Origin of the sequence: Bosea sp. AS-1 (assembly GCF_002220095.1) — a bacterium.
Classification (GTDB): Bacteria; Pseudomonadota; Alphaproteobacteria; order Rhizobiales; family Beijerinckiaceae; genus Allobosea.
In genome coordinates this window covers 4,188,082-4,212,266 of sequence record NZ_CP022372.1, presented here as the reverse complement: position 1 = coordinate 4,212,266, position 24,185 = coordinate 4,188,082, and the positions used below count along the sequence as shown (strand labels likewise).

General features: G+C 66.8%; 22 protein-coding genes and 1 tRNA gene. 9 read left to right on the top strand and 14 right to left on the bottom strand.

Translation table 11 applies throughout. From position 1 onward, the window contains the following. Nucleotides 1-20 precede the first annotated feature (20 nt). Nucleotides 21-1,238, top strand: coding sequence for a URC4/urg3 family protein (locus tag CE453_RS21825; RefSeq protein ID WP_089176476.1), 1,218 nt, complete (start codon nucleotides 21-23; stop codon nucleotides 1,236-1,238). A 100-nt stretch (nucleotides 1,239-1,338) separates the two neighbouring features. Then, a complete protein-coding gene (upp, locus tag CE453_RS21820) occupies nucleotides 1,339-1,983 on the top strand; it encodes a uracil phosphoribosyltransferase (RefSeq protein ID WP_089176475.1) in 645 nt (214 codons plus the stop codon). Nucleotides 1,984-2,027: 44 nt separating this feature from the next. Here the strand turns inward: upp and CE453_RS21815 are convergent, their stop codons facing one another. The 8 genes from CE453_RS21815 to CE453_RS21780 all read right to left on the bottom strand — a co-directional run bounded on the left by CE453_RS21815 (nucleotide 2,028) and on the right by CE453_RS21780 (nucleotide 9,138). Then, entirely contained in the window at nucleotides 2,028-2,432 is a 405-nt protein-coding gene (locus CE453_RS21815) for a DUF1236 domain-containing protein (RefSeq protein ID WP_089176474.1), read from the bottom strand. A gap of 166 nt (nucleotides 2,433-2,598) precedes the next feature. Next, the gene (locus CE453_RS21810; protein WP_089176473.1) at nucleotides 2,599-3,030 is read right to left on the bottom strand and encodes a DUF1236 domain-containing protein; all 432 of its coding nucleotides are present in this window, start codon (nucleotides 3,028-3,030) and stop codon (nucleotides 2,599-2,601) included. A gap of 251 nt (nucleotides 3,031-3,281) precedes the next feature. Beyond that, nucleotides 3,282-4,256: a tripartite tricarboxylate transporter substrate-binding protein gene (locus tag CE453_RS21805; RefSeq protein ID WP_089176472.1), complete on the bottom strand. Its 975-nt coding sequence runs from the start codon at nucleotides 4,254-4,256 to the stop codon at nucleotides 3,282-3,284. A gap of 64 nt (nucleotides 4,257-4,320) precedes the next feature. Continuing rightward, on the bottom strand, nucleotides 4,321-5,832 hold the full coding sequence (locus CE453_RS21800) for a tripartite tricarboxylate transporter permease (RefSeq protein WP_089176471.1): 1,512 nt from the start codon (nucleotides 5,830-5,832) through the stop codon (nucleotides 4,321-4,323). 3 nt (nucleotides 5,833-5,835) lie between these two features. Beyond that, on the bottom strand, nucleotides 5,836-6,354 hold the full coding sequence (locus CE453_RS21795) for a tripartite tricarboxylate transporter TctB family protein (RefSeq protein ID WP_089176470.1): 519 nt from the start codon (nucleotides 6,352-6,354) through the stop codon (nucleotides 5,836-5,838). Next, nucleotides 6,354-7,340 (bottom strand): LysR family transcriptional regulator, encoded by a 987-nt coding sequence (locus CE453_RS21790; protein WP_089176469.1) that lies wholly within the window; start codon nucleotides 7,338-7,340, stop codon nucleotides 6,354-6,356. Before CE453_RS21790 ends, CE453_RS21795 begins: the two co-directional genes overlap by 1 nt. A 127-nt stretch (nucleotides 7,341-7,467) precedes the next feature. Continuing rightward, entirely contained in the window at nucleotides 7,468-8,391 is a 924-nt protein-coding gene (locus CE453_RS21785; RefSeq protein WP_248307831.1) for a DMT family transporter, read from the bottom strand. An 84-nt stretch (nucleotides 8,392-8,475) separates the two neighbouring features. After that, complete coding sequence (locus tag CE453_RS21780; RefSeq protein ID WP_089178084.1) at nucleotides 8,476-9,138, bottom strand: glutathione S-transferase family protein; 663 nt, start codon at nucleotides 9,136-9,138, stop codon at nucleotides 8,476-8,478. Nucleotides 9,139-9,468: 330 nt separating this feature from the next. On the opposite strand from CE453_RS21780, the gene mgtE reads away from it, so the two are divergent. Beyond that, nucleotides 9,469-10,836: a magnesium transporter gene (gene mgtE, locus CE453_RS21775; protein ID WP_089176467.1), complete on the top strand. Its 1,368-nt coding sequence runs from the start codon at nucleotides 9,469-9,471 to the stop codon at nucleotides 10,834-10,836. 67 nt (nucleotides 10,837-10,903) lie between these two features. Here mgtE and CE453_RS21770 read toward each other — a convergent pair whose 3' ends face one another. Further along, on the bottom strand, nucleotides 10,904-13,966 hold the full coding sequence (locus CE453_RS21770; protein ID WP_089176466.1) for an ATP-binding protein: 3,063 nt from the start codon (nucleotides 13,964-13,966) through the stop codon (nucleotides 10,904-10,906). Between the two features lie 222 nt (nucleotides 13,967-14,188). On the opposite strand from CE453_RS21770, the gene CE453_RS21765 reads away from it, so the two are divergent. The 4 genes from CE453_RS21765 to CE453_RS21750 all read left to right on the top strand — a co-directional run bounded on the left by CE453_RS21765 (nucleotide 14,189) and on the right by CE453_RS21750 (nucleotide 16,432). Beyond that, complete coding sequence (locus CE453_RS21765; protein ID WP_089176465.1) at nucleotides 14,189-14,584, top strand: phasin; 396 nt, start codon at nucleotides 14,189-14,191, stop codon at nucleotides 14,582-14,584. A gap of 107 nt (nucleotides 14,585-14,691) precedes the next feature. Then, nucleotides 14,692-15,612: a phasin family protein gene (locus CE453_RS21760; RefSeq protein ID WP_089176464.1), complete on the top strand. Its 921-nt coding sequence runs from the start codon at nucleotides 14,692-14,694 to the stop codon at nucleotides 15,610-15,612. 166 nt (nucleotides 15,613-15,778) lie between these two features. Next, nucleotides 15,779-15,855: transfer RNA gene (locus CE453_RS21755), tRNA-His, on the top strand. A 256-nt stretch (nucleotides 15,856-16,111) separates the two neighbouring features. Further along, complete coding sequence (locus CE453_RS21750) at nucleotides 16,112-16,432, top strand: hypothetical protein (RefSeq protein WP_089176463.1); 321 nt, start codon at nucleotides 16,112-16,114, stop codon at nucleotides 16,430-16,432. 97 nt (nucleotides 16,433-16,529) lie between these two features. On the opposite strand, the gene CE453_RS21745 is transcribed toward CE453_RS21750, so the two are convergent. The 5 genes from CE453_RS21745 to CE453_RS21725 form a co-directional block, all read right to left on the bottom strand. Next, nucleotides 16,530-17,447 carry a dihydrodipicolinate synthase family protein gene (locus tag CE453_RS21745; protein ID WP_089176462.1) on the bottom strand — a complete coding sequence of 306 codons (918 nt, stop codon included), beginning with the start codon at nucleotides 17,445-17,447 and terminating at the stop codon, nucleotides 16,530-16,532. A 28-nt stretch (nucleotides 17,448-17,475) separates the two neighbouring features. Further along, a complete protein-coding gene (locus CE453_RS21740; RefSeq protein WP_089176461.1) occupies nucleotides 17,476-18,987 on the bottom strand; it encodes a tripartite tricarboxylate transporter permease in 1,512 nt (503 codons plus the stop codon). A gap of 19 nt (nucleotides 18,988-19,006) precedes the next feature. Further along, nucleotides 19,007-19,495, bottom strand: a complete 489-nt coding sequence (locus CE453_RS21735; protein ID WP_089176460.1) for a tripartite tricarboxylate transporter TctB family protein — start codon at nucleotides 19,493-19,495, stop codon at nucleotides 19,007-19,009. A gap of 231 nt (nucleotides 19,496-19,726) precedes the next feature. Continuing rightward, entirely contained in the window at nucleotides 19,727-20,722 is a 996-nt protein-coding gene (locus tag CE453_RS21730) for a Bug family tripartite tricarboxylate transporter substrate binding protein (protein ID WP_089176459.1), read from the bottom strand. 66 nt (nucleotides 20,723-20,788) lie between these two features. After that, entirely contained in the window at nucleotides 20,789-21,832 is a 1,044-nt protein-coding gene (locus CE453_RS21725; protein WP_089176458.1) for a 4-hydroxythreonine-4-phosphate dehydrogenase PdxA, read from the bottom strand. Nucleotides 21,833-22,029: 197 nt separating this feature from the next. Between CE453_RS21725 and CE453_RS21720 the strand changes: the two genes are divergently transcribed. Next, nucleotides 22,030-23,496: a flagellar biosynthesis protein FlgA gene (locus CE453_RS21720; protein ID WP_248307830.1), complete on the top strand. Its 1,467-nt coding sequence runs from the start codon at nucleotides 22,030-22,032 to the stop codon at nucleotides 23,494-23,496. Then, nucleotides 23,493-24,158 carry a GntR family transcriptional regulator gene (locus CE453_RS21715; RefSeq protein WP_089176457.1) on the top strand — a complete coding sequence of 222 codons (666 nt, stop codon included), beginning with the start codon at nucleotides 23,493-23,495 and terminating at the stop codon, nucleotides 24,156-24,158. Before CE453_RS21720 ends, CE453_RS21715 begins: the two co-directional genes overlap by 4 nt. Nucleotides 24,159-24,185: the final 27 nt, after the last annotated feature.

Below are 24,185 nucleotides of genomic sequence, written 5' to 3'. Positions count from 1 at the left end.
GCGACGAAAGCCGCAGATCCATGCCTGACCAGAATCCCGAAGCGGTGCGCGCCCTGTTGAAGCCCGCAGCCGTCCGTGCTCGCGCCCAGGAGATGCTGGAGCTCGGCCGCGCCGGCCGTCTCCTGCATTTTTCCGTTCAGCCCGAGCGGCTCGAGGCCTGCGCGGATTATGTCCTGGACACCATCCGCGCGAACTATCCGACCCTGGACATCCCGTTCCATGCGCGTTGGCGCCATTTCGTCCTGGCGGGCGACGACCGCTGGCAGCGGCTCGACGCGAGCGCAGGCTTTGCCAACCCGGCAGCGCGCGGTCGCGCCGCTTACGACCTTGCCGTGGTCAGCGTCCTGCTCGATGCCGGCGCCGGGCCGGACTGGCGCTATCGCGATGCCGCGACGGGGCGCGAAATCGGGCGCTCGGAAGGGCTGGCGCTCGCCTCGCTCGACATGTTCGCCGCCGGCCTGTTCTCCAGCGATCCGGCCGATCCGCTGCGCGCCGATGCGGTCGGGCTGAAGCGCCTCGATGCCGCCGCGCTGGCGCAGGGTTTCCAGGCCGGGCCGGAGAATCCTCTGCTCGCGCTCGAAGGGCGTGCCGCCCTGCTGAACCGCCTCGGCGAGGAGCTGGAGCGGCAGGGTCTGTCGCGTCCCGGCGCGCTGTTCGATCGTTTCGCTGGCGAGGCGGACACGGGAACGCTGCGGGCCGCGCACATGCTCGGCGAGGTGCTGGCGACCTTCGGCGGCATCTGGCCGTCGCGGCTGACGGTCGCGGGGGTCGCGCTCGGCGATACCTGGCGTCATCCGCTGATCGCGCCCGGCGAGGTGACCGAGGGACTCGTTCCCTTCCACAAGCTCTCGCAGTGGCTGACCTATTCGCTGATCGAGCCCCTGCAATGGGCCGGCATCGCTGTCGTCGACATCGACGATCTGACGGGCCTGCCGGAATACCGCAATGGCGGACTTTTCCTGGATCTCGGTGTGATCGCGCTCAAGGACGAGGCCGATCGGACGAAGGCGCATGAGGTTTCCTCGCCGCTTGTGGTCGAATGGCGGGCGCTGACCGTGGCCTTGCTCGACGAGGTCGGTGCCGTGATCCGCCAGCGGCTCGGCCGCTCGCGCGAGGAATTGCCGCTCGCCAAGGTTCTGGAAGGCGGCACCTGGGCCGCCGGCCGGCGCATCGCGCGTGAAAAGCGTGTGGATGGCGGCCCGCCGCTCGCCATCGTCAGCGACGGCACGGTATTTTAGGGGCCAATGGTCGTGGTTGCGCGCCATCCTGGATCGGCTTGGCCAAAGGCCGGCCGTCCGCGATGACGGCAGGGTTTGAGAACGAGAGGGAAGGGAACCGATGACCGCGAGCCAGGATGACGGTGTCATCGTCGTCGATCACCCGCTGGTGCAGCACAAGCTCACGCTGATGCGCGAGAAGGACCGCTCGACCAAGAGCTTCCGCCAGCTCCTCAACGAGATCGGCATGCTGCTCTGCTACGAGGTGACGCGCGACCTGCCGACCGAGCTGATCGAGATCGAGACGCCGCTGCAGAAGTCGATGCAGCCGGTCATCTCCGGCAAGAAGCTGGTTTTCGCCCCGATCCTGCGGGCCGGTGTCGGCTTCCTCGACAGCATGCTGGAGCTCGTCCCGGCCGCCCGCGTCGCCCATATCGGGCTTTATCGCGATCCCGACACGCTTCAGGCCGTCGAGTATTACTTCAAGGCGCCTTCCGACATCGCCGACCGCATGATCGTGGTGATGGACCCGATGCTGGCGACCGCGAATTCGGCCGTGGCGGCCGTCGAGCGCCTGAAGGAGCGTGGCGCCAAGGACCTGCGTTTCGTCTGCCTGCTGGCGGCGCCGGAAGGCATCGCGCGGCTGCGCGGCGCCCATCCCGATGTGCGCATCTGGACGGCTGCCATCGACGAGCGGCTGAACGACCACGGCTATATCGTGCCGGGTCTCGGTGACGCCGGCGACCGGATGTTCGGCACGCGTTGAGGACGCAACAAGGCCCGCATCGCTGTCGATGCGGGCCTTGGACGTTATTCGATGACTTCGACCACGCGGCGGGTCCGTGGCTCGACGATCACGGCCTCGTCGTTCACCACCGTGTAGCGATAGCCCGGTGCGCCGTATTCCGTCGGCACCGCGCGATACATCACGCCGCGCGCCGGCAGCACGGTGCCGACCTCGACCGGTTCGCGATAGCGATACGAGCGGATATGCTGCGCCATCACGTAGTTCCGGAAGGCCGGTTCGTCGGTGACCATCGTGTTCTGGGCCGGCTCTGTCATCATCGGGGAGCCGAACATGGGCCCGGCCAGGGCCGGATCATGCATGACGCCGCCGGTCGCTGGATCGCGGATGAGGGGGCCGGTGGTCTGGGCGAAGGCGGTGGCGGGAAGGGCCGCAAGCGCCGTCGCAATCAGGATGTGCTTGATCATCATTGTCCTCCGACATGGATGAATCTCGCCCCGTCCCCAAGAACTAGGAAGCTTGCTTACAGTTCCCGGTCTGCTAGCCACCGCTGCAAAAAAGCCCGCCCCGGCATAGGGGCGGGCCATGGTCGAAGGCAGGCGGGTATGGTGCAGTGCCTTCGACGCGACGCCAAGGTCACTCGATGATCTGGACCACGCGGCGGCTGCGCGGCTCGACGATCAGCGTGCGATCGTTCACCACCGTGTAGCTGTACTGCGAGGCCTGCGGGCCGTACTCCGCCGGGAGGCGATGGTAGACCACGCCCTGCTCGGGCAGGACCGTGCCCACCGCAACCGGCTCGGCATAGGCGTAGGACGGCACACGCTGCTCGACGACATAGGTCCGGAACTTCGGGGTGGCCGCATCGCCGACGATGGCGCCGACCACGGCACCACCCACGCCGCCGACCACCGCGCCGACAGGGCCGCCGACCACAGCGCCGCCGACGGCACCGGCCGCCGCGCCGCTGGTGGCGCCGCCGACAGCGCCACCCGAAGGCTGGTTCTGCGCGAAGGCGACCGCCGGAGCGAGAGTCAGGGCGGCAACAAGAGCAAGTTTCTTGAACATGGTTTTCTCCTCTCGAAGTGAACTTCGGCAGAGAAAACCGTCGGGCGAGAAAACGGTTCCGGCAAGGCGGTCACGAGATGTTAACGATTTGCAATATCGTTTGAAAATAATCGACAATACAAGGTGTTGCCAGTTCAAGCTTCTTGGATGAGTTGCTGCCGGCCGGATCCTCTTTCAATATTGGAAAAGGGAACGGCGGGCTTTTGGCCCGCCGCGAGAATACTGACCGGAACACTGGATTGTGTTGACGATCACTGCTTCGGCGCGGCCGAAAGAGCAGGCGTCAGCTTGTCCGCGTCGCGTTTGATCAGAGCGGCGAAGCCGGCCGGCGTCCGCTCTTCCGCGGTCGGCAGCACGGTGCCGAGGTCGAGCAGGCGCTTCTTGGTGCCTTCGTCGTTGAGGGCCTTGTTCAGCGCGTCGACGAGCTTGTCGACGGCCTCCTTTGGCATGCCCTTCGGGCCGGCGATGCCGTTCCAGGCCTCGATCTGGTACTCAGGCAGGCCGGCTTCCTTGGTCGTCGGCACGTCGGGCAGTGCCGGCGAGCGTTGGGCCGAGGCGATGGCATAGGCCTTGATCGAGTTGGCGCGGACCTGCTCCGCCACCGAGACGATCTGGTCGCACATGAAGTCGACCTGGCCGGAGACGAGATCGTTGAGCGCGGGACCCGTGCCGCGATAGGCGACGGCGTTGATCTTCGGCGTGCCGAGAATGCCCTTGAGCAGGGTGCAGGTCGTCCAGGAGACCGAGCCGAGGCCGGCATGGGCCTCGTTCACCTTGTCGGTGTTCGCCTTCACATAGGCGACGAACTCCTTGAGGTCCTTCGGCTCGAACGTCTTGCGCGCCACGATCAGGATCGGCGTGCCACCGGCGAGCCCGATCGTCTGCATGCCGTTGATCGGGTCGTATTTCAGACCGGGATAGGTGGCCGGCGCCGCCGAGAAGGTGCCCAGATGGCCCATCGCGATGGTGTAGCCGTCCGGCGCCGCGGTGACGGCACGGGTGATGCCGGTGGTACCGCCGGCGCCTGCGACGTTCTCGATCACGATCTGCTGGCCGAGCGTCTTCGACATGTTGTCGGCGACGATGCGCGCGATGATATCGGTCGGGCCGCCGGCCGCGAAGGGCACGATCATCGTGATCGGCTTGGTCGGGTAGCCTTGCGCCTGTGCGCCGCCGGCGAAGGTGAGTGCCGCGGCGGCGGCGAGCCCGAGAACGAGTTTCTTCATGCGTATACCTCCCTGGGATCGTTGATGGGTCAGACTAAGGGGGGATGCCGGGGCGGCAACCCCGTCATTCGGTGAAGACCTCGTCGCGCTTTTTCGCGATCGACGGCAACAGGGCGACCGCCAGCACGAGCACGGCGACGATCAGCAGCGCCAGCGAGATCGGGCGCTCCTGATAGTCGATGAAGGTGTAGAAGGAGCCGCGCGAGATGATCAGCGCCTGCCTGAGCTTCTCTTCCATCAGCTTGCCCAGCACGAAGCCGAGCAGCATCGGAGCCGGCTCGAAGCCGAGCTTGATCAGGAGATAGCCGAACAGCCCGAACAGCGCCGTGAAGGCGACGTCGAGCGGCTGGTTGTTCACTGAATAGATGCCGATGCAGCAGAAGATCAGGATCGCCGGAAACATCAGCCGGTAGGGCACCTGCAGCAGCTTCACCCACATGCCGACCAGCGGCAGGTTGATGATCAGCAGCATCAGGTTGCCGATCCACATCGAGGCGACCATGCCCCAGAACAGCTCCGGGTTGCGGGTCATCACCTGCGGTCCGGGGATGATGCCGTGGATGGTCATCGCGCCGACCATCAGCGCCATCACCGCATTGGGCGGGATGCCGAGCGTCAGCAGCGGAATGAAGGCGGTCTGCGCACCGGCATTGTTGGCTGCCTCCGGCCCCGCGACGCCCTCGATCGCGCCCTTGCCGAAGCGCGACGGGTCCTTGGCGATCTTCTTCTCCGTGGTGTAGCTGGCGAAGGGACCGAGCACGGCGCCATTGCCCGGCAGGATGCCGAGGATGCCGCCGATGAAGGTGCCGCGCAGCACCGGCGCTGCCGCCTGTTTGATATCCTCCCAGCCTGGCAGCAGCCGGCCGATCTTGCCCTTGACGACGTCGCGAGCCTCCGGGTTTTCCAGATTGCGCAGCACCTCGGCGAAGCCGAACACGCCCATCGCCAGCACCGAGAAGTCGATGCCGTCGGAGAGCGAGGCGACGCCGAAGGTCAGGCGTTCCTGTCCGGTTTCGAGGTCGGTACCGACAGTCGAGAACAACAGGCCCAGCATGATCATGCAGAAGGCCTTGAGGATCGAGCCCCGCGCCAGCACGACCGCGAAGCACAGGCCCATCACCATCAGCGAGAAATACTCGGCCGGGCCGAAGAGCAGCGCCATCTTGGTCAGCGGAGCGCCGAGCGCGGCGATGATCAGGGTCGCGACGCAGCCGGCGAAGAAGGAACCGATCGCGGCGATGCCGAGCGCGATGCCGGCGCGGCCCTGCTTGGCCATCTGGTGGCCGTCAAGCGTGGTAACGACCGATGTGGCCTCGCCGGGAATGTTGACTAGGATCGCCGTGGTCGAGCCGCCGTACTGGGCGCCGTAGTAGATGCCGGCCAGCATGATCAGCGCGCCCGTCGGGTCGAGGCCGAAGGTGATCGGCAGCAGGATCGAGATCGTCGCGATCGGACCGACGCCGGGGAGCACGCCGATCAAGGTGCCGACGAGGCAGCCGGCAAAGCACAGCGCGATGTTCTTCAGCGTCAGCGCGACGCCGAAGCCGAGCGAAAGATGGGCAAAAGTCTCCATCATCGCTCAGATTCCCAGAAGCCAGGGCGCGAGCGGGATGGGCAGGCTCAGCGCGTATTTGAACAGCAGGATGCAGCCGAGCGACATCGCCACGGCGAAGATCAGCAACTCCTTGATCTTGCGATCGTCGGCCGCGAGGCCGGAGAAGGCGATCAGCAGCGGCCCGGCGACGAGCAGGCCGAGCGCCGGCACACGGATCGGGCCGAGGTCGAAGCCGCGGATCGTCAGCGCGAACAGGCAGGTTCCGCCGAGCGCATAGAAGATCCCCTTCCACGACCAGCCGGAGAGCTTTTCGCCATGATAGCGCAGCGATGTCAGCATCAGCATCGCACCCAGCACGCCGCAGATCACGGCGAAAGCCTTGGGCAGCATGCCGGGGCCGAGCTGGCGCAGCGTTCCGGCGGGAAGGTCCCACGAGAAGCCGTAGGCGCCGATGGCCAGCACGACCATGAACAGGCCGCCGGCGAAATCCTGTGTCGAACGGATGCGCAAGCCTTGCGCCCGTTCTATCTGGTTCAAGCTCATCAGGTTCCTCCGCTTGGAGATGGCGTGCGGGCCGGTTGCTTGTGTGGCTTTTGCGGGGTGGCGAGAGGCAGCACGTGGCGCTCCTCGATCAGCGTCACACTCTCGCGCAGAATCGCGAGGAAATCGTCGCGGGCCGGTAGTTTCTGTTGCGGGCGCCAGGCCACGCCGACGAGCGCACCAGGCGGCGGCGGGTCAAGCATCGCGCCGCGCAGCCGTCGCATCGTCACGCCGGGAAAAGAGAGCCGCGAGACCCAGTCGGGTGCGAGCGCCATGCCGAGACCGGCTGCGACCGCCGACATCATCGCGGGTTTCTCGGTGGCCTCGATGACGACGTTCGGTACGGCGCCGACGCTTTCGAAATAGGCCATCACCAGGTCGTAGGCGTAAGGCCGGATCCGCTTCGAGGGCACGACGAAGGGCTCGCCGACGAGGTCGTGCATGGTCAGGTGTTCGCGCGCGGCGAGCGGGTGGTCCTCGCGCAGCACCACGATCGGGCGCTCGACGCGCAGGATCTCGAAGGCGCAGTCGGTCGGCTTGCGCGGCGGGCGGACGAGGGCGAGGTCGAGCTTGCCGGCCTCCAGCATCTGCACCAGCGCGACGGTCATCGCCTCGGCGAACTTGATCTCGATGCCCGGAAAGCGCTTGCGGAAGGTCATTAGCGCTTCCGGCACGAAGCTCGACGAGGCCGCGTCGATGGCGCCGACGCGCAGCACCTTGCCGGAGGCCAGCGAGGCCTCGCGCACTGCGCGCGATGCCTGCTCCATCTTGACCAGGATGCCCTTGGATTCCTCGAGCATGATCAGGCCGGCCCGGGTGAGGGCGACCTGCCTTGTCGTGCGGGTCAGGAGGTTGACGCCGAGCTCATCCTCGAGCGCGCTGATCTGGCGGGAAAGAGCCGGGGGAGCCACGCCGAGACGCTCGGCCGCGCGACCGAAATGCAACTCCTCTGCCACCGCGATGAAACATCGCAGTTGCCTGACATCCATGGTCGTCCCCTGTTCCCCGTATCGCTTGCCGCGATATCTCAGTCAGTGGGGCGTGGCCAATAAAGCCTCCAGCCGACAAGTCGACCCTAGAACAATTCATAATCTTTCGGCAATAAAGCCTTTTGGCCTAGGCCGGACGCAGGCAGGTCATTTTTACGATCCGCCCATCGATCAGCAACAGGCCGACGGCGATGGCGGCCATGCCGAGGAAGTGGCGCGGCAGCAGCGCTTCGCCGAGAAAGACCGAGCCCAGCAGGATCGCGCTCACCGGGACGAGGAAGGTGACCAGGATGACATTGGTTCCACCGGCCCGGCGCATGATCCGGAAGAAGATGACATAGGCCAGCGCCGTCGAGAGCAGGGCGAGCCCGACCAGCGCCAGCGTCACGTGGAGGCTGGGCACCGGCAGGAGCCAGGGCGGATTGGCCAGGATGACGAGCGGGATCGTCATCAGAGTGGTGGCGCTGACCTGGCCGGCAGCGGTGACAAGCGGCGGAAGCTCGCGGAAGCGCCGGCCATAGAGCGCCGCGAAGCCGTAGGAGAGGGCAGCGGCGAGACAGGCCAGTTGCGGCAGGAGCGCGCCGCCGAGGCCGGAGGTGGCGTCCGGCCCCATCAGGATCGCAACGCCGACGATGCCGGCCAGGACACCGGCGAGCTTCAGCCCGCTCGCCTTCTCGTCCTTGCCGAAGACATGCGCGACCATGACGCCGAAGAGCGGCGTCGTCGCGTTGAGGATTGAGGCCAGCCCGCTGGCGATCTGCGTCTGACCCCAGAAGATCAGCCCGAAGGGGATGAGGTTATTGAGCAGCCCCATGCCGAAGAAGGCGAGCCACATTGGCCGGCCGACGCGCATCGACAGCCCTGACAGCCTGACGACGACGAGGAGCGCTGCCGCCGCGAGTCCGACGCGCGCGAGCACCACCGCCAGCGGCGGCCACTCCGAGACGGCGATCTTGCCGAAGAAGAAGGAGCCGCCCCAGAGCAGCGAAAGCAGCAGGAGCAGCAGCCAGTCGCCGAGATCCATGACGGGCTGGCGGGCGGGGGCGGGCATGGGAAACCTGTCGCTTGCGGGAACTGGCCCGACAATGGGAGCCGGCGGCTGCCGGCTCCACCCGTTTCCTGCGATCGGGCCGGCTCAGGCGGCTTCGGCGTCGCGGGCCTGCCACATCGCCTGGAAGGCTGGGCGCGCCTGGCAGGCATCGAGCCAGGCCTTGACGTTCGGGTTGGCGTCGAACAGCTGCGTGGCGGGCTTGGCGTAGCGGATGACCTCGGCGACGTTGATGTCGGCGACGGTGAACCGGCCGCCCATCACATGGCCCTTACCCTCGGCCAGCACCGTGTCGAGCACGGCGAAGGGCGCCTTGAGGGCGGCGAGCGAAGCCTCGGCCACCTCCGGCCTGCGCTTCTCCGGCGGGAAGGCGGCGAGGTGCTGCTGCAGGTTGAGCGCATGCGTCTCGCATTCCGTCGCGGCCCAGAGTGCCCACATGATCGCGAGCCCTTCCTCCTGCGCATCCTTCGGCGCCAGCGGGCCGCCATGCTTGCGGGCGAGGTAGAGGTTGATCGCCAGCGATTCGTGCAGCTTGAAGCCGTCATCGTCGATGCTGGGGATGTGGCCGTTCGGATTGACCTTGAGGAAGTCGACGCTGCGCGTGTGGAGCGGCACGCCGGGCGCGTTCGGATCCGGCAGGCGATAGGCCTGGATGACCGGCACATGCTCGAAGGGCAGGCCGAGCTCGTTGGCGAGCCAGATGACGCGCGTCGCGCGCGAGCGGTAGCAGCCATAGATCGTCAGGGTCATCGCATGAATCCGGTGTCGGAAGGAGGGCGACGGAAGCGCCGGGAGGCCGCCGACTCCGTCCTCCTCACCATAGGCGGCGGTTCGCCTCGGACCAAGGCCGGAGATCGATGTTGCATTGCCAAAAAAATGTTTGACGGCGCGGCCTTGCGGGTGCATGTGGCCAGCCGTCGCCGGCTCTCGCAGCCGGCACTCACAGGACAACCAGACCCGATGCCAACCGACAGTCCCAGTCGACAGTCGAAGCCGTCTGCTGCCGCCTCGCGCGGCTGATCCGGGTCCCCGGCTCAGCCTAGCGATCGGCGCCGACGGCCGATCGCCAGGATAAGAGCCATGAACGAGATCGAACTCGCCCCCGACCTCCTGTCGGTCGTCGTCGCCAAGACGCTGGCGGAAGAGCATGTCGCCGACATCGTCGAGATGCTCAACGAGCAGGACAGCGCGACCATCGCGCATATCCTGCAGGAGATGCCCTTCGAGCGTGCCGTCGAGGTGCTCGACCAGCCCGAGCTGACCGACGCCGCCGAGGCGCTGGCGCTGCTGCCGGACAACCGGGCAGGCGCCTTGCTGTCGGCGATGTCGGCCGACCGCGCCGCCGACGTCTTCCAGGAATTCGACGAAGCGACCCGCCAGCGCCTCGGGGCGCGCATGGATCGTCAGACGCGCTCCGACCTGAGGAAGCTGCTCGCCTATCCCGAGCACAGCGCCGGCTCGATCATGACGACCGAGTTCGTCAGCGTGCCGTCGAGCTGGACGGTGCAGCAGACGCTCGACCATATCCGCCGCGTCGAGCGCTCGCGCGAGACGGTCTATGCGATCTATGTGCTCGATCCCGCGACCAAGGCGCTCGTCCGCGCCGTCTCGCTGCGCCGCCTGATCAGCGGTGACCCGTCGGCGCCGGTCGAATCCGTCGTGCCGGCCCACAAGCCGATCACGGTCACGCCGGAAACCGACCGCGAGGATGTTGCGCGGCTGATCACGAAATACGACCTGCTCTCGGTCCCGGTCGTCGATGCGGAGGACCGCGTCATCGGCATCGTCACCTTCGACGACGTCATCGACGCGATGATCGCCGAGACGACCGAGGATGTTCAGAAGCTCGGTGGCATGGAGGCGCTCGACGAGCCCTACAACGAGATCGGCTTCTTCTCGATGATCCGCAAGCGCGCCGGCTGGCTCTCCATCCTGCTGCTAGGCGAAATGCTGACCGCCTCGGCGATGCAGTTCTTCGAGACGGAGCTGGAGAAGGCGATCGTGCTGACTCTGTTCATCCCGCTGATCATGAGCTCCGGCGGCAATTCCGGCTCGCAGGCGACCTCGCTCATCATCCGGGCGCTGGCGCTGCGCGAGATCTCGCTGAAGGACTGGTGGCGGGTTCTGCTGCGCGAGCTGCCTTCGGGCCTCGTGCTGGGGTCTATCCTCGGCGCCATCGGCGTCGCCCGCATTGCGCTCTGGCAATGGCTCGGCTTCTACGATTACGGGCCGCACTGGATGCTGATCGCGGCGACGGTCGGCGGCGCGCTTGTCGGCATCGTCACCTTCGGCTCGCTGATGGGCTCGATGCTACCCTTCCTGCTGAAGCGGGCGGGCTTCGACCCGGCGAGCGCCTCGGCGCCGCTGGTGGCGACGCTGGTCGACGTCACGGGTCTCGTGATCTATTTCGGCGTAGCGGCGCTGATCCTGACCGGAACGCTGCTGTAGACGCTGCGGAAGCACATGATCATCCCGGGCTCGACCGGGATGATCCGCATCAGCCAGCGAATGCCGCTCAGCTCGCCAGCACGCGCTGCGGTGGGAAGGTGATCTCGACCAGCGTGCCTTCCTTCTTGACGCTGGTGATCGCCATCGCGGCGCGGTTAGCCTCGACCAGCGCCTTGGTCAGCGGCAGGCCGAGGCCCGTGCCGCCGGAGCGACGTGTCGTCGGCACTTGCCGGAAGGGTTCGAGCGCGAGCTTCAGCTCGTCGTCGTCCATGCCGATGCCGGTATCGCGCACCCGCAGGATCGCCTCGCCCTGGTCGCCGAGCGCCGTCGAGATGATGACCTGCCCACCGGCATCGGTGAACTTCACCGCGTTGGAGAGCAGGTTGATCGCGATCTGGCGGATCGAGCGCTCGTCGGCGACGACCGGCGGCAGCTTGGGCGAAAGCCCCGAGCGCAGGACCACGCGGCCGCGCTGCGCCTCCGGCTGCAGCAGCGCCACCGTCGAGAGCGCGATCTCGTTCAGGTTGACGCTGGCGAAGTCGAGCTCGAGCTTGCCGGCCTCGATCTTGGCGAGGTCGAGCAGGTCGTTGACCAGGCTGATGACGTAGCCGCCCGACTGGTGGATGTCGCGCAGATATTCCTTGTAGCGCTCGTTCTCGATCGGCCCGAACCGCTCCTCCGCCATCACCTCGGCGAAGCCGATGATGGCGTTGAGCGGCGTGCGGATCTCGTGGCTGATCTTGGCGAGCACGTCGGATTTCTGGGCGCTGGCCATCTCGGCCGCCTTGCGCGCGTCGACCAGCTCGCCTTCGGTCTTCTTCCAGGCGGTGATGTCGCGCAGCACGGCGCAGAAGCGGGGGTCGGCGCCATGCGCGATCTGGCCCATGGTCATGAAGAGCGGGATCTTGCCGCCCTGACGCACGCGGCCGACGACCTCGCGCCCGTCGTTCAGCACCGAGGCGACGCCGCCTCCCTTCAGCCCTTCGAGATAGTCGAGCGCCGGGGCATGGCTTTCCGCCGAGAACAGCAGGGTGAAGAGTTCGCCGGTGACCTCGCGCTGATCGTAGCCGAACAGCGCCTCGGCCGCCTTGTTGAGCGAAAGGATGCGGCCCCGCTCGTCGACGGTGACGACGCCGTCGGTCGCCGTGTCGAGCATGGCGGTGAGCTCGGCGATGCGGCCGTCGCGCGCCTCGGCATCGAGCCTGAGCGCCTCGACGCGCGCAGCCGATTCGGCCTCCTCGGCCTCGAACTCGGCGGCGAGCTCGGCTTCCTCCGCCTCTTCCGGCGTCATCACCGGCACTTCGCCGCCGCCCGCGGGATGGCGGAAGGCCATCAGCGTTGCCGCCTCGCCAAGCCAGTCGACGCTCGAGAGCACCGCATCGACGCCGACCAGATGGCCGACCCGGTCGACCAGGGTCATCGAGCCGCCCCCGCTGCGCGAGGCCTCCTTGATCAACCGGCTGACGCCACCGGCCTTCAGATCGGCTAGGTCGGCATAGTCCAGCAGATCGAGCAGGGTACGGTTGGCGTAGAGCGCCTCGTCGCCGCGATTGACCAGAACGGCGGTCGGCAGCCGGTCGAGCACATCGGCGTGCGAGTTGCGCTGGCGGGCCGGAGCAGGAGTCGGTTGGGCGGATGGCGTCTCGACGGGAGAGGACGCTTCCGCCTCGGCATCCTTCACCCGCAACTGTGCGACCGGCGGCAGGCGGGGCGCACCATGCGGCTCCTCATCGGCCAGCCTTGCGCCCAGCGCCTTGGCGATCTCGCGGAAAGCGTTGCGCTCGGCCGAGCTGAGATGCGCCTTCGACGGCTCCAGCACCGGCCGGATCGCCGCGTGCTGCCCGTTGCGCAGGGGAACGATGTTGGCAGCGGGCAAATCCTTCGGCGTCGTCGGTGCCGGCCTGGGTTCCGCCGCTGCGCTGTCGGATTCGGCCGCCTCGGGCTTCGTTGCCCGCGCCGCATCGTCAGCCTGAGGTTGCACGGTCTTCGGCTGTTCGACATCGCTGGAAGTCACATCCGAAGCATCGTCGTCGCACTGGCCTACGATGACCTGCCAGTCCCGTGCCGCGTCGGCCTCGGCCGGCGGCGCATCTTCTGCGGTTTTGGGGGGCTCGGCTTGTGGCTCGGTCGCAGAGGGCGACTGTTCATCAGAGACAGCGGACGTTGGCTCGGTCGCGACAGGCGGGTTTGTGGCCGCTTCCTGGCCCGGTAGGGCCAGAGCGATATCGGTCTCGGCAGGCCCCGCGGTCTCCGCGACGTCTTCTTCCGCAGGCTGGTCCGGCGCGGCTTCACCGGCCGTCGGGAACGGCTGGCGCGCGTTCAGCCGGGCGATGCCAAAGCCGCGGAACCCGGCGAATTGCCGGTCCGTGCCAAGCACGGGCACGCCGGAAAGCTCGACGGGCGCGGCCTCGCCGGGTGTTTCGGTCCGCCACAGGACGGTATGGCCGCTCCATGTCGCCGGCGTAGCGAGGCGCGTGAGCAGCCCGCCGCCGATGTCGCTGAACTGGCTGGCCGCGAGATCGTCCCAGCGTTGGCCGAGCAGGTCCGAGGCAGCGGCCGGACCTGTGAGGATGGCGATGTTCTCGGAAAGCTGGGTCAGGCGGCGATCCGCGTCGCTCTGCCAGAGAAAGCGAATCGTCGACGGTCGCGTGAGGGAAGGCTCTTCGGACGGCGTGGAGACCGCAGCCGCAGGAAGGATACGGGCCGCTGCCGGGGAGGCCGTTTGCACGCCAGCCTCGGGCGGGACGGTGACGCCGAGCCGGCGCAGTTCTGAAGTCGGAACGGCGACGGCGAGGACCGGCCGGCCTTCGCCCCGCGTCAGCAGCTTGACGCCGCAGGTGACGGGCAGGGCGGCGAAGCTGGCGGTGAGCCGCAGCCGCTCCAGCCGGATGCCGGCGGTCGAGGCGAGGCCCCCTGCCAGCAGGAAGAGACGCTGGCGCGTCGGCGCAGGCAGTGACGCTGCCGCAGAATCCGCTCCGAGCAGGGCCCGGCCCGCCGGATTCAGGAACCCTGGCCGTTCGGCAGCAGCGTCCCACAGGATCAGCGCGCCACCGGCGGCAAAGGCCGTCAGGGCAGGGTCTTCACCCGCCGCCGCTCCCCATCCTGCCCAGTCCTGTCCGGCTTCGCTCATGCTGGTCCGCTCGTCCGATCCGCCTCTTTATAGCTAACAAATCTTTAATAGCTTCCAAACGCGGTCGAATCCATGGAACCAAAGATAGCTCTCCCGCTTCTCGTCGAAACAGCGTTAACGTAGCCGCGCGCCGGTTCCGTCGCATTGTTGTCATTGCACTGCAATAATGATATTGCAGTGCACAATCAAATTGAGGCGCCTTTCGCAGCAGGAGGAACGACCATGGACAGCAAGCATTCCTATGAGGTCCCGGCAGAGATGCGTGAGTTTGCCGAGCGCAGCGTAGAGCAGGCGCGCAAGGCTTTCGACGGCTTCATCGGCGCCGCGCAGAAGGCTGTGGACAGCGCGCATGGCTCGGCCGAGAACGCCCGCGTCAACACCCAGGAGGCGACCCGCAAGGCCATCGCCTATGCGGAGAACAACGTCGCGGCCGCGTTCGATTTCGCCCAGAAGCTGGTGAAGTCGAAGGATCTCACCGAGGTCATGCAGCATCAGGCCGATTTCCTCAAGGCGCAGATGGCGACCTTCCAGAACCAGCTCAAGGACCTCGGCACTGCAGCCCAGGACGCCGCGTCCAAGGCCGCCGAGAGCGTCAGCAAGGCCACGAAAGGCCGCTGAATTCCGTCTCCGGATGGCCGTCGCGACGGCTGTCCGGCATGACTGACGGCCGGGCGGCGCGCCCGGCCTCTTGCCTGTCCGTTGCCAGCCGCTGAAGGAGAGCCGTCATGGTCAAGCCGCCTCCGACCCGAACCCGGGCAAAGGCCCCGGTCAGCCTGCCTTCCGTCAACGCCTTGTCGCCGACCCCGGCCGACGCGAAGGCCGCGCCGCTTGCGCCCGCTCCCAGCCAGCAGGCATCTACCCCTGTGCCCGCCAAGGCTCCGGCCGCGCCGGTGATCGTGAAGGCTGTGGCTCCCGCTCCTGCGGCGACTGCCAAGGTCGCTGCGCCCGCGGCCGTCGCCGCCCCGCCCAAGGCGCCCGCCGCTCAGCCGAAGGCGCCCGTCGCCCCGCCCAAGAAGACGGTCTCGGCCAAGCTCCGGATCGAGAAGCCCGTGGCCAGGGTTGTCGCGCCAAAGAAGCCAGCGCCGCCCGTGCAGGCTTCCAAGACTGTTGCACCGAAGGTTGCTGCGCCCAAGGCCGCCACACCTCAGGTTGTCGTAGCCAAGACGGCTCCTGCTGTGGCCAAGACTGCCGTGGCCAAGACTGCCGCTGCCAAGCCCGTTGTGGCCAAGCCTGTCACGGTGGAGGCGCCGAAGCCGGCGGTGCGGAACGAGACGCCCGTCAAGTCCGAGCCGGCCGTCGCGCCGAAGCCCGTGGCGGCCGCTCCCAAGGAGCCGGCCAAGCCCGCCTCGCTCGAATCCCTGCCGCTGCCGCGCCCGCCCGAGTTCGCCACGGTCGCGACCGAGACGGTGATGAGCCAGGCCCTGACCATGGCGCGCGCGTTCGGCGCCCTGCAGGCGAAGATGCTCGAGCATGCCTGCGCCGAGTTCAAGGCGAAGCTGGGCGAGGCCGAGACGCTGGCGCGCAGCGACAGCGCTTCCGAGGCGATCGCCCTGCAGGCGAAGGCCGTCCGCCGCAGCTACGAATCCTACGCCGAGCACCTGAAGGAGCTCGCGCGCATCGCCAACACGAGCTTGCGCAAGGATTGAAGGCGTCGAGACGGCCGGAAAGGGCCCACAACTCCGGCATTGGCGATGCGGCGTCGGTTTTTCGGTGCCGAAGTTGAATTACGCAGTTGCAAAAGCACGGCGCCGGCACTAGGTTCCGCGCCGCTGGAGACCCCGCCGCGGTGCCGGGTCGGTCAGCCTGTCATGGGCAGCCATAGCTCAGTTGGTTAGAGCGCTAGATTGTGGATCTAGAGGTCCCCCGTTCAAGCCGGGGTGGCTGTACCATTCTTCCCCGGAAAATCAGTCGGTTACGCTGAACGTTCGCGCGCGTTCCCGCGCTGTCGGGGACGAGGTGGCGCTTGAGCCGACGGAGCCTCCCGAGGCGCTGCGGTCAGCGGTATTCATTCGCTGGAATACGAGTCACAAAGCGCTCGGCCGACGAAGATCGCGATCCTCAACATGAACGAAGATGAACAATCGCGTTCAGGCGGCGTTCTGATTGAAGAGTGTTTAATCGCCGGGAGCAGAAGGGAGATTCTCAATGCGTCGGCTTGCCATTGCAGCTTTGGTTTTCTTGGGTGCTGCGGCCGTTGTACCTGCCGCCCAGGCCAATGAGGCCCTCGACCCGTCGGTCGCGAAGCGGCTCGACCGGCAGTCGGCCGAATACACGATGACCGCCGCCAAGCGCGAGCGCCTGATGATCATTCAGGAAACTCTCGAGCGGCAGCGCTACTACGGCCATCGTCGTGGCTATGGATACGGCTATGGCTATGGTGGAGGCTACGGTTACGGGCGCCCCTATGGCGGGCCGCCCTTCACCCCCGCCTATGGCTATCGGCGGCCGTACTACGATCGCTGGTGACGCCACTCAGCGAAAGGCGACGCCTGCCTCGGCATGACGTCGCCTCGCCACCATTTATTATCGACGCGACGGCGCGGCTCCCGGGGCCGCGCCGTCTTTATTTTCCCCAGCGCAGCGCCAGCGGATCGAGCTCGCGGGCGAGTTCGAGCAGCCCCTCGCGCGTCTTCGGATGCAGCGGCGCCAGCGGGTGACGCACGGCGTCCGACTTGATGACGCCGCCTGCCTTCATCACCGCCTTGGCGGCCCGCAGGCCGCATTGGCGGTTCTCATAGTTTATGATCGGCAGAACCTTGGCATAGAGCGCCGCCGCCTGCTTGCGGTCACCCGCGGCATGGGCCGCGAGGATCGGCTTGATCAGGTCGGGAATCATCGCGCTCGTCATCGTGCCGGTGGCGCCGGCGTCGAGGTCGGCCATCAGCGTGATCGCCTCCTCGCCGTCGAATGGGCCGACGACGGCGTCGCCGCCCGCTTCGATCAGGGCGCGCAGCTTGTTCGCCGTGCCCGGCATCTCGATCTTGAAATAGCGGACGAGCGGCACCTCCTGCGCCAGCCGCACCATGAAGGGCACGGTCATGGTGACGCCGGAGAGCGGCGCGTCCTGCAGGATGATCGGAATGCCGCAGGCATCGGCGACCATCTTGAAATGCTCGATCATGCCCTGCTCATCCGCCTTCAGCAGGGCGCCGTGATAGGGCGGCATCATCATCAGCATCTTGGCGCCGGCATCGGCCGCGGCCTTGGCGCGGGCGGCGGCGACGCGCGTCGAGAAATGCGAGGTGGTGACAATCACCGGCACGCGGCCGGCGATCTGCTCGATCGAGAGCCGCATCACCTCGTCGCGCTCGGCGTCCGTCAGCAGGAATTGCTCGGAGAAGTTCGCGAGGATGCAGATGCCGTCGACACCCTGGTCGACCATCAGGTCCATGACCCGGCGGTTGCCGTCGATGTCGAGGTCGCCATTGTCGTGGAAGACGACCGGGGCGATCGGCAGGATGCCGCGATAGGGTTCGTTCATGGCGCAGGACCTTCGGAAGAGCTGACGATCAGACGGTGCGGGTTTCGCCCTGGCCGCGCAAGCGTCGGACGCCGGCGCCGATCAGTGGCATGAACAGCAGGATGAGGCCGATCGCCATCAGCGTGCCGACGAGGCCGTTCGACCAGAAGATCGAGAGCGAGCCTTGGCTGAAGATCATCGACTGGCGGAAGGCATCCTCGGCCTTGTCGCCGATCACCATGGCGAGCACCAGCGGGGCGATCGGATAGTCGAGCTTCTTGAAGACATAGCCGACGAGGCCGAAGATCAGCGCGAGCCAGATGTCGAATTCCCGGTTCGCCGCGGTGAAGGCGCCGATGAAGCAGATCACCACGATGATCGGCCCGATGATCGAGAACGGGATACGCAGGATCGAGGCGAATAGCGGCACCGTCGCCAGCACGATGATCACGGCAACGATATTGCCGAGATACATCGAGGCGATCAGCCCCCAGACGAAATCCGGCCGGTCGGTGAACAGGGTGGGGCCGGGATTGAGGCCCCAGATCATCAGGCCGCCCATCATCACGGCGGCCGTGGCCGAGCCCGGAATGCCGAGCGCCAGCATCGGCAGCATCGCCGACGAGCCGGCGGCGTGGTCGGCGGTCTCGGGCGCGATCACGCCTTCGGGCTCGCCCTTGCCGAACTTGGCCGGGTTGCGCGATGAGCGCTTCGCCATCGCGTAGCTCATGAAGGAGGCGGCGGTCGGCCCGCCTGGCGTAATGCCCATCCAGATGCCGATCAGCGAGGAGCGGACCAGGGCGAGCCAGTAGCGTGGCAGCTTCGCCGCCGTGCGCAGCACATCGCCGATGCGGACCTTGGCGGCGACGCCTTCGAACTTCAGCCCTTCCTCCATCGTCAGCAGCAATTCGCCGATGCCGAACAGGCCGATCACCGCGATCAGGAAGCTGACGCCGGCCAACAGCACGTCGTATTCGAAGGTCAGGCGGACATTGCCGGAGACCGAATCCATGCCGATGGTCGCCAACGCGAAGCCCATTCCCATCGATACGACGGTCTTGAAGGGCGAAGCACCGCCAAGCCCGATGAAGCTGGCGAAGGTCATGAAATAGACGGCGAAATATTCCGGCGAGGAGAAGCGCAGCGCGAAATTCGCGACCCAGCCGGAAAGCAGCGTGATCAGGATGACGCCGCAAAGCGCGCCGAAGCCGGCGGAAAGGAAGGCGAAGGAGAGCGCTTCCGTTGCCTTGCCCTGCTTGGCCATCGGGTGGCCGTCGAAGGTGGTCGCGACGGAGGAGGGCTCGCCCGGGATGTTGAACAGGATCGAGGTGGTCGAGCCGCCGAACAGGGCTCCCCAATAGAGCGAGGCGAGCAGGATGATCGCCGAGACCGGGTCCATGCTGAAGGTCAGCGGCAGCAGGAGAGAGACGCCGTTCGGCGCGCCTAGGCCCGGCAGGACGCCGACGAGGACGCCGAGCAGCACGCCCGCGATCATCAGCATGATGTGGTGGGCGGTGAGCGCGACCTCGAAGCCGTGCATCAGGTTGGCGATGTTGTCCATGCCGGGAACCTTGCCGCTTTCAAAGACCGAGGAGAGGCTCGAGCGGCCCCTTGAGCAACCCGATCTGGAAGAATTTTTCCAGCGCGAGATAGAGGAAGGCGGCCGTCAGGATCGCCGTCGCCAGGCTGGCGATCCAGCCATAACCGCCCTGGAAGCGCATCGCGAAGACGAGATAGAGGATCGTCGCGGCGTACATGCCGAGCGTAACGCTCAGGACCACGAAGGCGGCGAGCGGCAGCAGGAAGGAAAGCACCCGCTTGCCGCGCTCGGCATCGAGGAAGACCTCGGCGAGCTCCGCGCCTCCTGCCAGCCGCTTGCCGACGGTGAGTGCCAGCGTGCCAAGGCTCGCGAGCGCGATCAGTGTGCCGGCATAGAACGGGAAGGCGCCCGGCTGCGGCCCGCTGGAATCCCAGCCGATGCCGAATTCGAGCGAACCCTTCACGATGACGAGCCCGAAGACGAGGGTCAGGATCGCGGTGCCGATCTCGGCCCAGAAACGGGTGATCATGAGGAGATTTCCTCCGCCTTGGCAGCCGGAAGCCCGCTGCGTTTGGGTGGAAGGCTGGTCACCCCGGACGGAGCCCTCGGGTCCGATCTTCGATCGGCCCAAGGATAAACTCCACGGAGATCCGGGATTCATGCCTGAGCCTTGCCGATGAAGGTTCCAGCATGGATCCCGGGTCAAGCCCGGGATGACGGCGCGTTTCAGGGCCAGATCAGCATGCGCTGATCATGAGCCTCACTTCACCACCCAGCCTTCTTCCTCGAAGACCTTCTTGTTGGCGGCGTCGTCCTTGGCGACGAAGTCCGTGAACTCCTTGCCCTTCATGAACTTCGCCGTCTGGGCGGTGCGCTGGATGAATTCCTTCCACTCCGGCGTCTGGCTGACCTTTTCCAGCACATTGGCGTAGTAGGCCACGGCATCGGCCGGAACGTCGGCAGGCAGCCAGACGGTGCGCGGCATCCGGAAGGACTCGATCGGAATACCGGCCGACTTGCAGGTCGGGATGTCGCCCCAGCCCTTGCCATCATGGATGGGGTCGCTCTTGGCGAGCTTTTCCGGCGCGAAGACGCAGAGCGGTTTCACCTGGCCGGCCTTCCACTGGCCGATATTCTCGTTCGGGTTGTTGGTGTTGGAATCGATGTGGCCGCCCGCGAGCTGCACGGCTGCGGCGCTGCCGCCTTGGAACGGGACATAGATCCACTTCACGCCGGTAGCGTCCTGGATCATCGAGGTCAGGGTCTGGTCAGTGTCCTTGGACTGGCTGCCGCCCATCTTGAAGCTCATCGGCTTCGCCTTGACGGCGTCGATATAGCTCTTGGCATCGGCATAGGCCGCATCGCCCTTGACCCAGAGCAGGAACTCGTCGAGCGCCATCGCCGCGACCGGCGTCAGGTCGGTGAACTTGTAGCCGAGCTTGGCGACGTAAGGCAGCAGATAGGCGTTGTTGGTGCCGAAGATGACATGGGTCGGGTCGCCCTTGGCGCCCTTGCCGTAGACATAGCCTTCTGCGCCGGAGCCGCCGCCCTTGTTCACCACCACGACGGGCTGTTCCATCAGCTTGTGCTTGGTGATGATCGCCTGGACGAGGCGCGCGAAATTGTCGGTGCCGCCGCCGGCGCCCGAGGTCACGACGAATTCGACGGGCTTGGTCGGCTCCCAGGCCTGGGCGGCGCTGAAGCCGCCAAGGGTGAGCGCGCCAGCGAATACGGCGGAAATCGCAATGGTCTTCATCTGTTTCTCCCTCGATGTTGATTGAACGATGCCGCTCTTGCTGGCGGCTCGGGTGATCCGCGCCGGTCAGGCCGCAGTCCGTGCCTTCTCCTTGCCGTCCCGTGCCATCTTGATCGCCAGCGACAGAGCCGCCCGCGAGGCACCGAGATTGGTGATGCCCTGGCCGGCGATCTCATAGGCCGTGCCGTGGGCCGGGGTGCAGATCGGGAAGGGGAAGCCGCCGATCAGCGTCACGCCGCGGTCGAAGCCCATCAGCTTCATCGCGATCTGACCCTGGTCGTGATACATCGTCAGCACGGCATCGAAATCGCCGTTCTTGGCGCGCAGGAAGACGGTGTCCGATGGGAACGGACCCTCGACCGTGAAGCCTTGGGCCTTGGCGGCCTTCACTGCCGGCTCGATCGTCTCGATCTCGTCGCGGCCGAAATTGCCGCCGTCGCCGGCATGGGGATTGATGCCGGCCACCGCGATGCGCGGCGGATTGAAGCCTGCCGCACGCAGATTGGCATCCGCCAGCGTCAGCGCCCGCAGAATGCGTTCCTGCGTGATGTTCTGCGCCACCGCCGAGAGCGGGATGTGCGAAGTGACGCGCGCATTCCACAGCTTGTCGAGGATGTTGAACTCGCTCGCCGCGCCGTCGAAGCCGATGGCGTCGCGCACGAAGCGGATTTCGTCATCGTACCCCGGATAGGCGAAGCGCATCGCCGCCTTGTTGAAGGGCGTGAAGAACACGGCGTCGGCCTTTCCGGCGGCGGCGAACTGCAGCGCCCGGCGGAAGTTTTCGGTCGCTGCCTTGCCGCCGGCGAGCGTCGCCTTTCCGCGCTGGAGATCGGCGGGGTCGTGATTGGCGAGGTCGATGAAGAGCGGCTTGTCCGAGGATGCCGGCAGCGCGTCCGCGGAAGCGACGAGCTGCACGTCGGGGTCGACCTTGCCGTCGGCGGCGCCGAGGTCGAGCAGTCGCTTGTCGCCGAAGATGACGTAGCGGGCCGCGTCGCGCAGGTCGGGTTCGCGCAGCAGCCGCGCCAGAAGCTCGGGGCTGATGCCCGAGGGGTCGCCCATTGCGATTGCGATGACCGGCTTTGTGCCGCCCTGGGAGCTCTCCACCGCCATCCTCCTTGAACGAGCGGGCCGGCCGGATTGCAGCGCAATCGGGCAACGCGCTCCCATTGATTTCAGTCGTTCCAATCTCGCTAACACAGCTCGCTTGCCTGCCGCAAGTATGCTGTATGCAGTATAATGAAAGCTCGCTAGAGTAGCGGAAACGGCGGGCCGGACCACGAGCCTGTCTGCGACAGGAGAGCGAAACGATGAATTTCCACGCGCACTACGCCGGCATCCGCGAGCCGATCGGGACCTGCCTGGTCGGCAGCGGCGGCTTCGGGCGCAGCTATCTGGCGCAGGCGCGGCGCACGCGCCTGATCGAGGCGCGCATCGCGGTGGACATGACGGCCGAGGCGGCCGCGCGCGCCTTTGCCGCCGCCGGCTACGCGGCCTCGGACATCGCCTTGTGCGAAACGGACGCCGAGGCGCGGGCGGCTTGGGAGGCGGGACGTTGTATCGCTGCCGGAAAGCTGGAAACGGTCATCGGCCTGCCCTTCGCCCTGTTGGTCGAGGCGACCGGCTCGCCTGAAGGCGCGACACGCCATGCGCTGATGGCGATCGAGGCGAAGCGGCATGTCGCGCTCGTCTCGAAGGAGGCCGACAGCGTGGTCGGCCCCGGCCTCGCGCGTCTGGCGAAGGACAAGGGCGTTCTGGTCACGCCGGTCGATGGCGACCAGCCGAGCCTGCTGATCGCGCTGGTCACCTGGGCGGAGGTGCTCGGCCTCGAGATCGTCGCTGCCGGCAAGTCGAGCGAGTATGATTTCGTCCTCGATCCGGTCTCCGGCGAGGTCACCTGCAACGGTGTGACGAAGCATCTGCCGGAGCTGTCCGCGCATTGGCTGCCCGGCGAGCGCCCCATCGCTGCCGTCGCGGCCGAGCGGGCGCGCATCCTCGGCGCGGTTTTTCCGCTGCGCGCCGTGCCCGATCTCTGCGAGATGACGCTTGTCGCCAATGCGACCGATCTCGTGGCCGATCGCGCCGGCTTCCACGCGCCACCGGCGCGCATTCCCGAGATCGCCGACCTGCTTACGGCGCGGGCGCGGGGTGGCCTCCTGTCGGGCACTCGGCGCATCGATGTCTTCCACCACCTGCGCCTGGCCGAGGAGGCGAGCTTCGCCGGCGGCGTCTTCGTCGTGGTGCGCTGCGAGAATGCCGAGACCTGGGACATGCTGGCCGGCAAGGGCCATATCCTCTCCCGCGACCACAAGACGGCGATGCTCTATCTGCCGCGTCATCTGCTTGGTGTCGAAGTGGCGACGAGCATCCTCGATACCGCGGGGCTCGGTCGCTCCGGCTATGGCGACGACTACCGTCCGCGGCAGGACCTCGTGGCCGTCGCCATGCGGGATCTGGCGGCCGGTACCGTGCTGACGATGGGCGGTCACCATCACAGCATCGCTGACGTTGCTGCCGAAGTCCGTCCGGCCGCTGCACTCGCCGCGGATCGACCCGCGCCGTTCTATCTCGTCGCCGATCGCAAGCTGGTGCGCGGTGTGAGGGCGGGGGAAGCGATCCGGCTCGGCGATGTCGAGATCCCGTCCGATTCGCTCCTGCTGGCGACGCGTCGGCGCCAGGACGCGCTCTTCGCGACCGATCTGGCCGGGGGCGGTTTGACAGGGCAGGGCGCCCGTGGCGTAAACGAACGCAACCCGGAACTGACGGCGGCACGATGAGCGAGGCAGCGACCGACTTCCCCCGCATCACCCGCCGCACCTTGCATGACGAGGTGCTGGAGCGCGTCCGCGACATGATCATCGAGGGGCGGCTCGAGCCCGGGCAGCGCATCAACGAGGGGCAGGTCGGCGCGCAGCTTGGGGTCTCGCGCACACCCATGCGTGAAGCGATCAAGACGCTCGCGAGCGAGGGCCTGGTCGAGATCCTGCCGGCCAAGGGGGCGGTCGTCCGCAAGTTCACCGCGCGCGACCTCTATCAAGTGCTCCAAGTGCTGAAGTCGCTCGAGCAGCTCGGTGGCCAGATCGCCTGCGCGCAGGCCTCGGACGAGACGATCGAGGCGATCCATGCTCTGCACCGGCGCATGCTGGAGCTCTATGCGACGCGCGAGCGGCTCGAATATTTCAAGCTCAACCAAGCGATCCACAGCGCCATCGTGGCCGCATCCGGTAATCAGGTGCTGGTCGAGATGCACGGCACCTTGCAGTCGCGGATCAAGCGGCTGCGCTTCATCGGCAATGAGGGGCCGGAGAAATGGGCCGGTGCCGTCGCCGAGCACGAGGAGATGATGGCGGCGCTGCTGAAGCGCGATGCGCAGGCGCTCTCCGCTGCGATCGGCAAGCATATGGAATCGACGCTGACGCGCGTTCGCGACGTGCTCTGAAGAAGCACTCGGCTCAAGGCCGGGCGC

What these genes read in the sequence shown, in the direction of transcription:
- CE453_RS21825 (WP_089176476.1), top strand. Translation starts at nt 21, where the DNA reads ATGCCTGACCAGAATCCCGAAGCGGTGCGCGCCCTGTTGAAGCCCGCA.
- upp (WP_089176475.1), top strand. Translation starts at nt 1,339, where the DNA reads ATGACCGCGAGCCAGGATGACGGTGTCATCGTCGTCGATCACCCGCTG.
- CE453_RS21815 (WP_089176474.1), bottom strand. Translation starts at nt 2,432, where the DNA reads ATGATGATCAAGCACATCCTGATTGCGACGGCGCTTGCGGCCCTTCCC.
- CE453_RS21810 (WP_089176473.1), bottom strand. Translation starts at nt 3,030, where the DNA reads ATGTTCAAGAAACTTGCTCTTGTTGCCGCCCTGACTCTCGCTCCGGCG.
- CE453_RS21805 (WP_089176472.1), bottom strand. Translation starts at nt 4,256, where the DNA reads ATGAAGAAACTCGTTCTCGGGCTCGCCGCCGCCGCGGCACTCACCTTC.
- CE453_RS21800 (WP_089176471.1), bottom strand. Translation starts at nt 5,832, where the DNA reads ATGATGGAGACTTTTGCCCATCTTTCGCTCGGCTTCGGCGTCGCGCTG.
- CE453_RS21795 (WP_089176470.1), bottom strand. Translation starts at nt 6,354, where the DNA reads ATGAGCTTGAACCAGATAGAACGGGCGCAAGGCTTGCGCATCCGTTCG.
- CE453_RS21790 (WP_089176469.1), bottom strand. Translation starts at nt 7,340, where the DNA reads ATGGATGTCAGGCAACTGCGATGTTTCATCGCGGTGGCAGAGGAGTTG.
- CE453_RS21785 (WP_248307831.1), bottom strand. Translation starts at nt 8,391, where the DNA reads ATGCCCGCCCCCGCCCGCCAGCCCGTCATGGATCTCGGCGACTGGCTG.
- CE453_RS21780 (WP_089178084.1), bottom strand. Translation starts at nt 9,138, where the DNA reads ATGACCCTGACGATCTATGGCTGCTACCGCTCGCGCGCGACGCGCGTC.
- mgtE (WP_089176467.1), top strand. Translation starts at nt 9,469, where the DNA reads ATGAACGAGATCGAACTCGCCCCCGACCTCCTGTCGGTCGTCGTCGCC.
- CE453_RS21770 (WP_089176466.1), bottom strand. Translation starts at nt 13,966, where the DNA reads ATGAGCGAAGCCGGACAGGACTGGGCAGGATGGGGAGCGGCGGCGGGT.
- CE453_RS21765 (WP_089176465.1), top strand. Translation starts at nt 14,189, where the DNA reads ATGGACAGCAAGCATTCCTATGAGGTCCCGGCAGAGATGCGTGAGTTT.
- CE453_RS21760 (WP_089176464.1), top strand. Translation starts at nt 14,692, where the DNA reads ATGGTCAAGCCGCCTCCGACCCGAACCCGGGCAAAGGCCCCGGTCAGC.
- CE453_RS21750 (WP_089176463.1), top strand. Translation starts at nt 16,112, where the DNA reads ATGCGTCGGCTTGCCATTGCAGCTTTGGTTTTCTTGGGTGCTGCGGCC.
- CE453_RS21745 (WP_089176462.1), bottom strand. Translation starts at nt 17,447, where the DNA reads ATGAACGAACCCTATCGCGGCATCCTGCCGATCGCCCCGGTCGTCTTC.
- CE453_RS21740 (WP_089176461.1), bottom strand. Translation starts at nt 18,987, where the DNA reads ATGGACAACATCGCCAACCTGATGCACGGCTTCGAGGTCGCGCTCACC.
- CE453_RS21735 (WP_089176460.1), bottom strand. Translation starts at nt 19,495, where the DNA reads ATGATCACCCGTTTCTGGGCCGAGATCGGCACCGCGATCCTGACCCTC.
- CE453_RS21730 (WP_089176459.1), bottom strand. Translation starts at nt 20,722, where the DNA reads ATGAAGACCATTGCGATTTCCGCCGTATTCGCTGGCGCGCTCACCCTT.
- CE453_RS21725 (WP_089176458.1), bottom strand. Translation starts at nt 21,832, where the DNA reads ATGGCGGTGGAGAGCTCCCAGGGCGGCACAAAGCCGGTCATCGCAATC.
- CE453_RS21720 (WP_248307830.1), top strand. Translation starts at nt 22,030, where the DNA reads ATGAATTTCCACGCGCACTACGCCGGCATCCGCGAGCCGATCGGGACC.
- CE453_RS21715 (WP_089176457.1), top strand. Translation starts at nt 23,493, where the DNA reads ATGAGCGAGGCAGCGACCGACTTCCCCCGCATCACCCGCCGCACCTTG.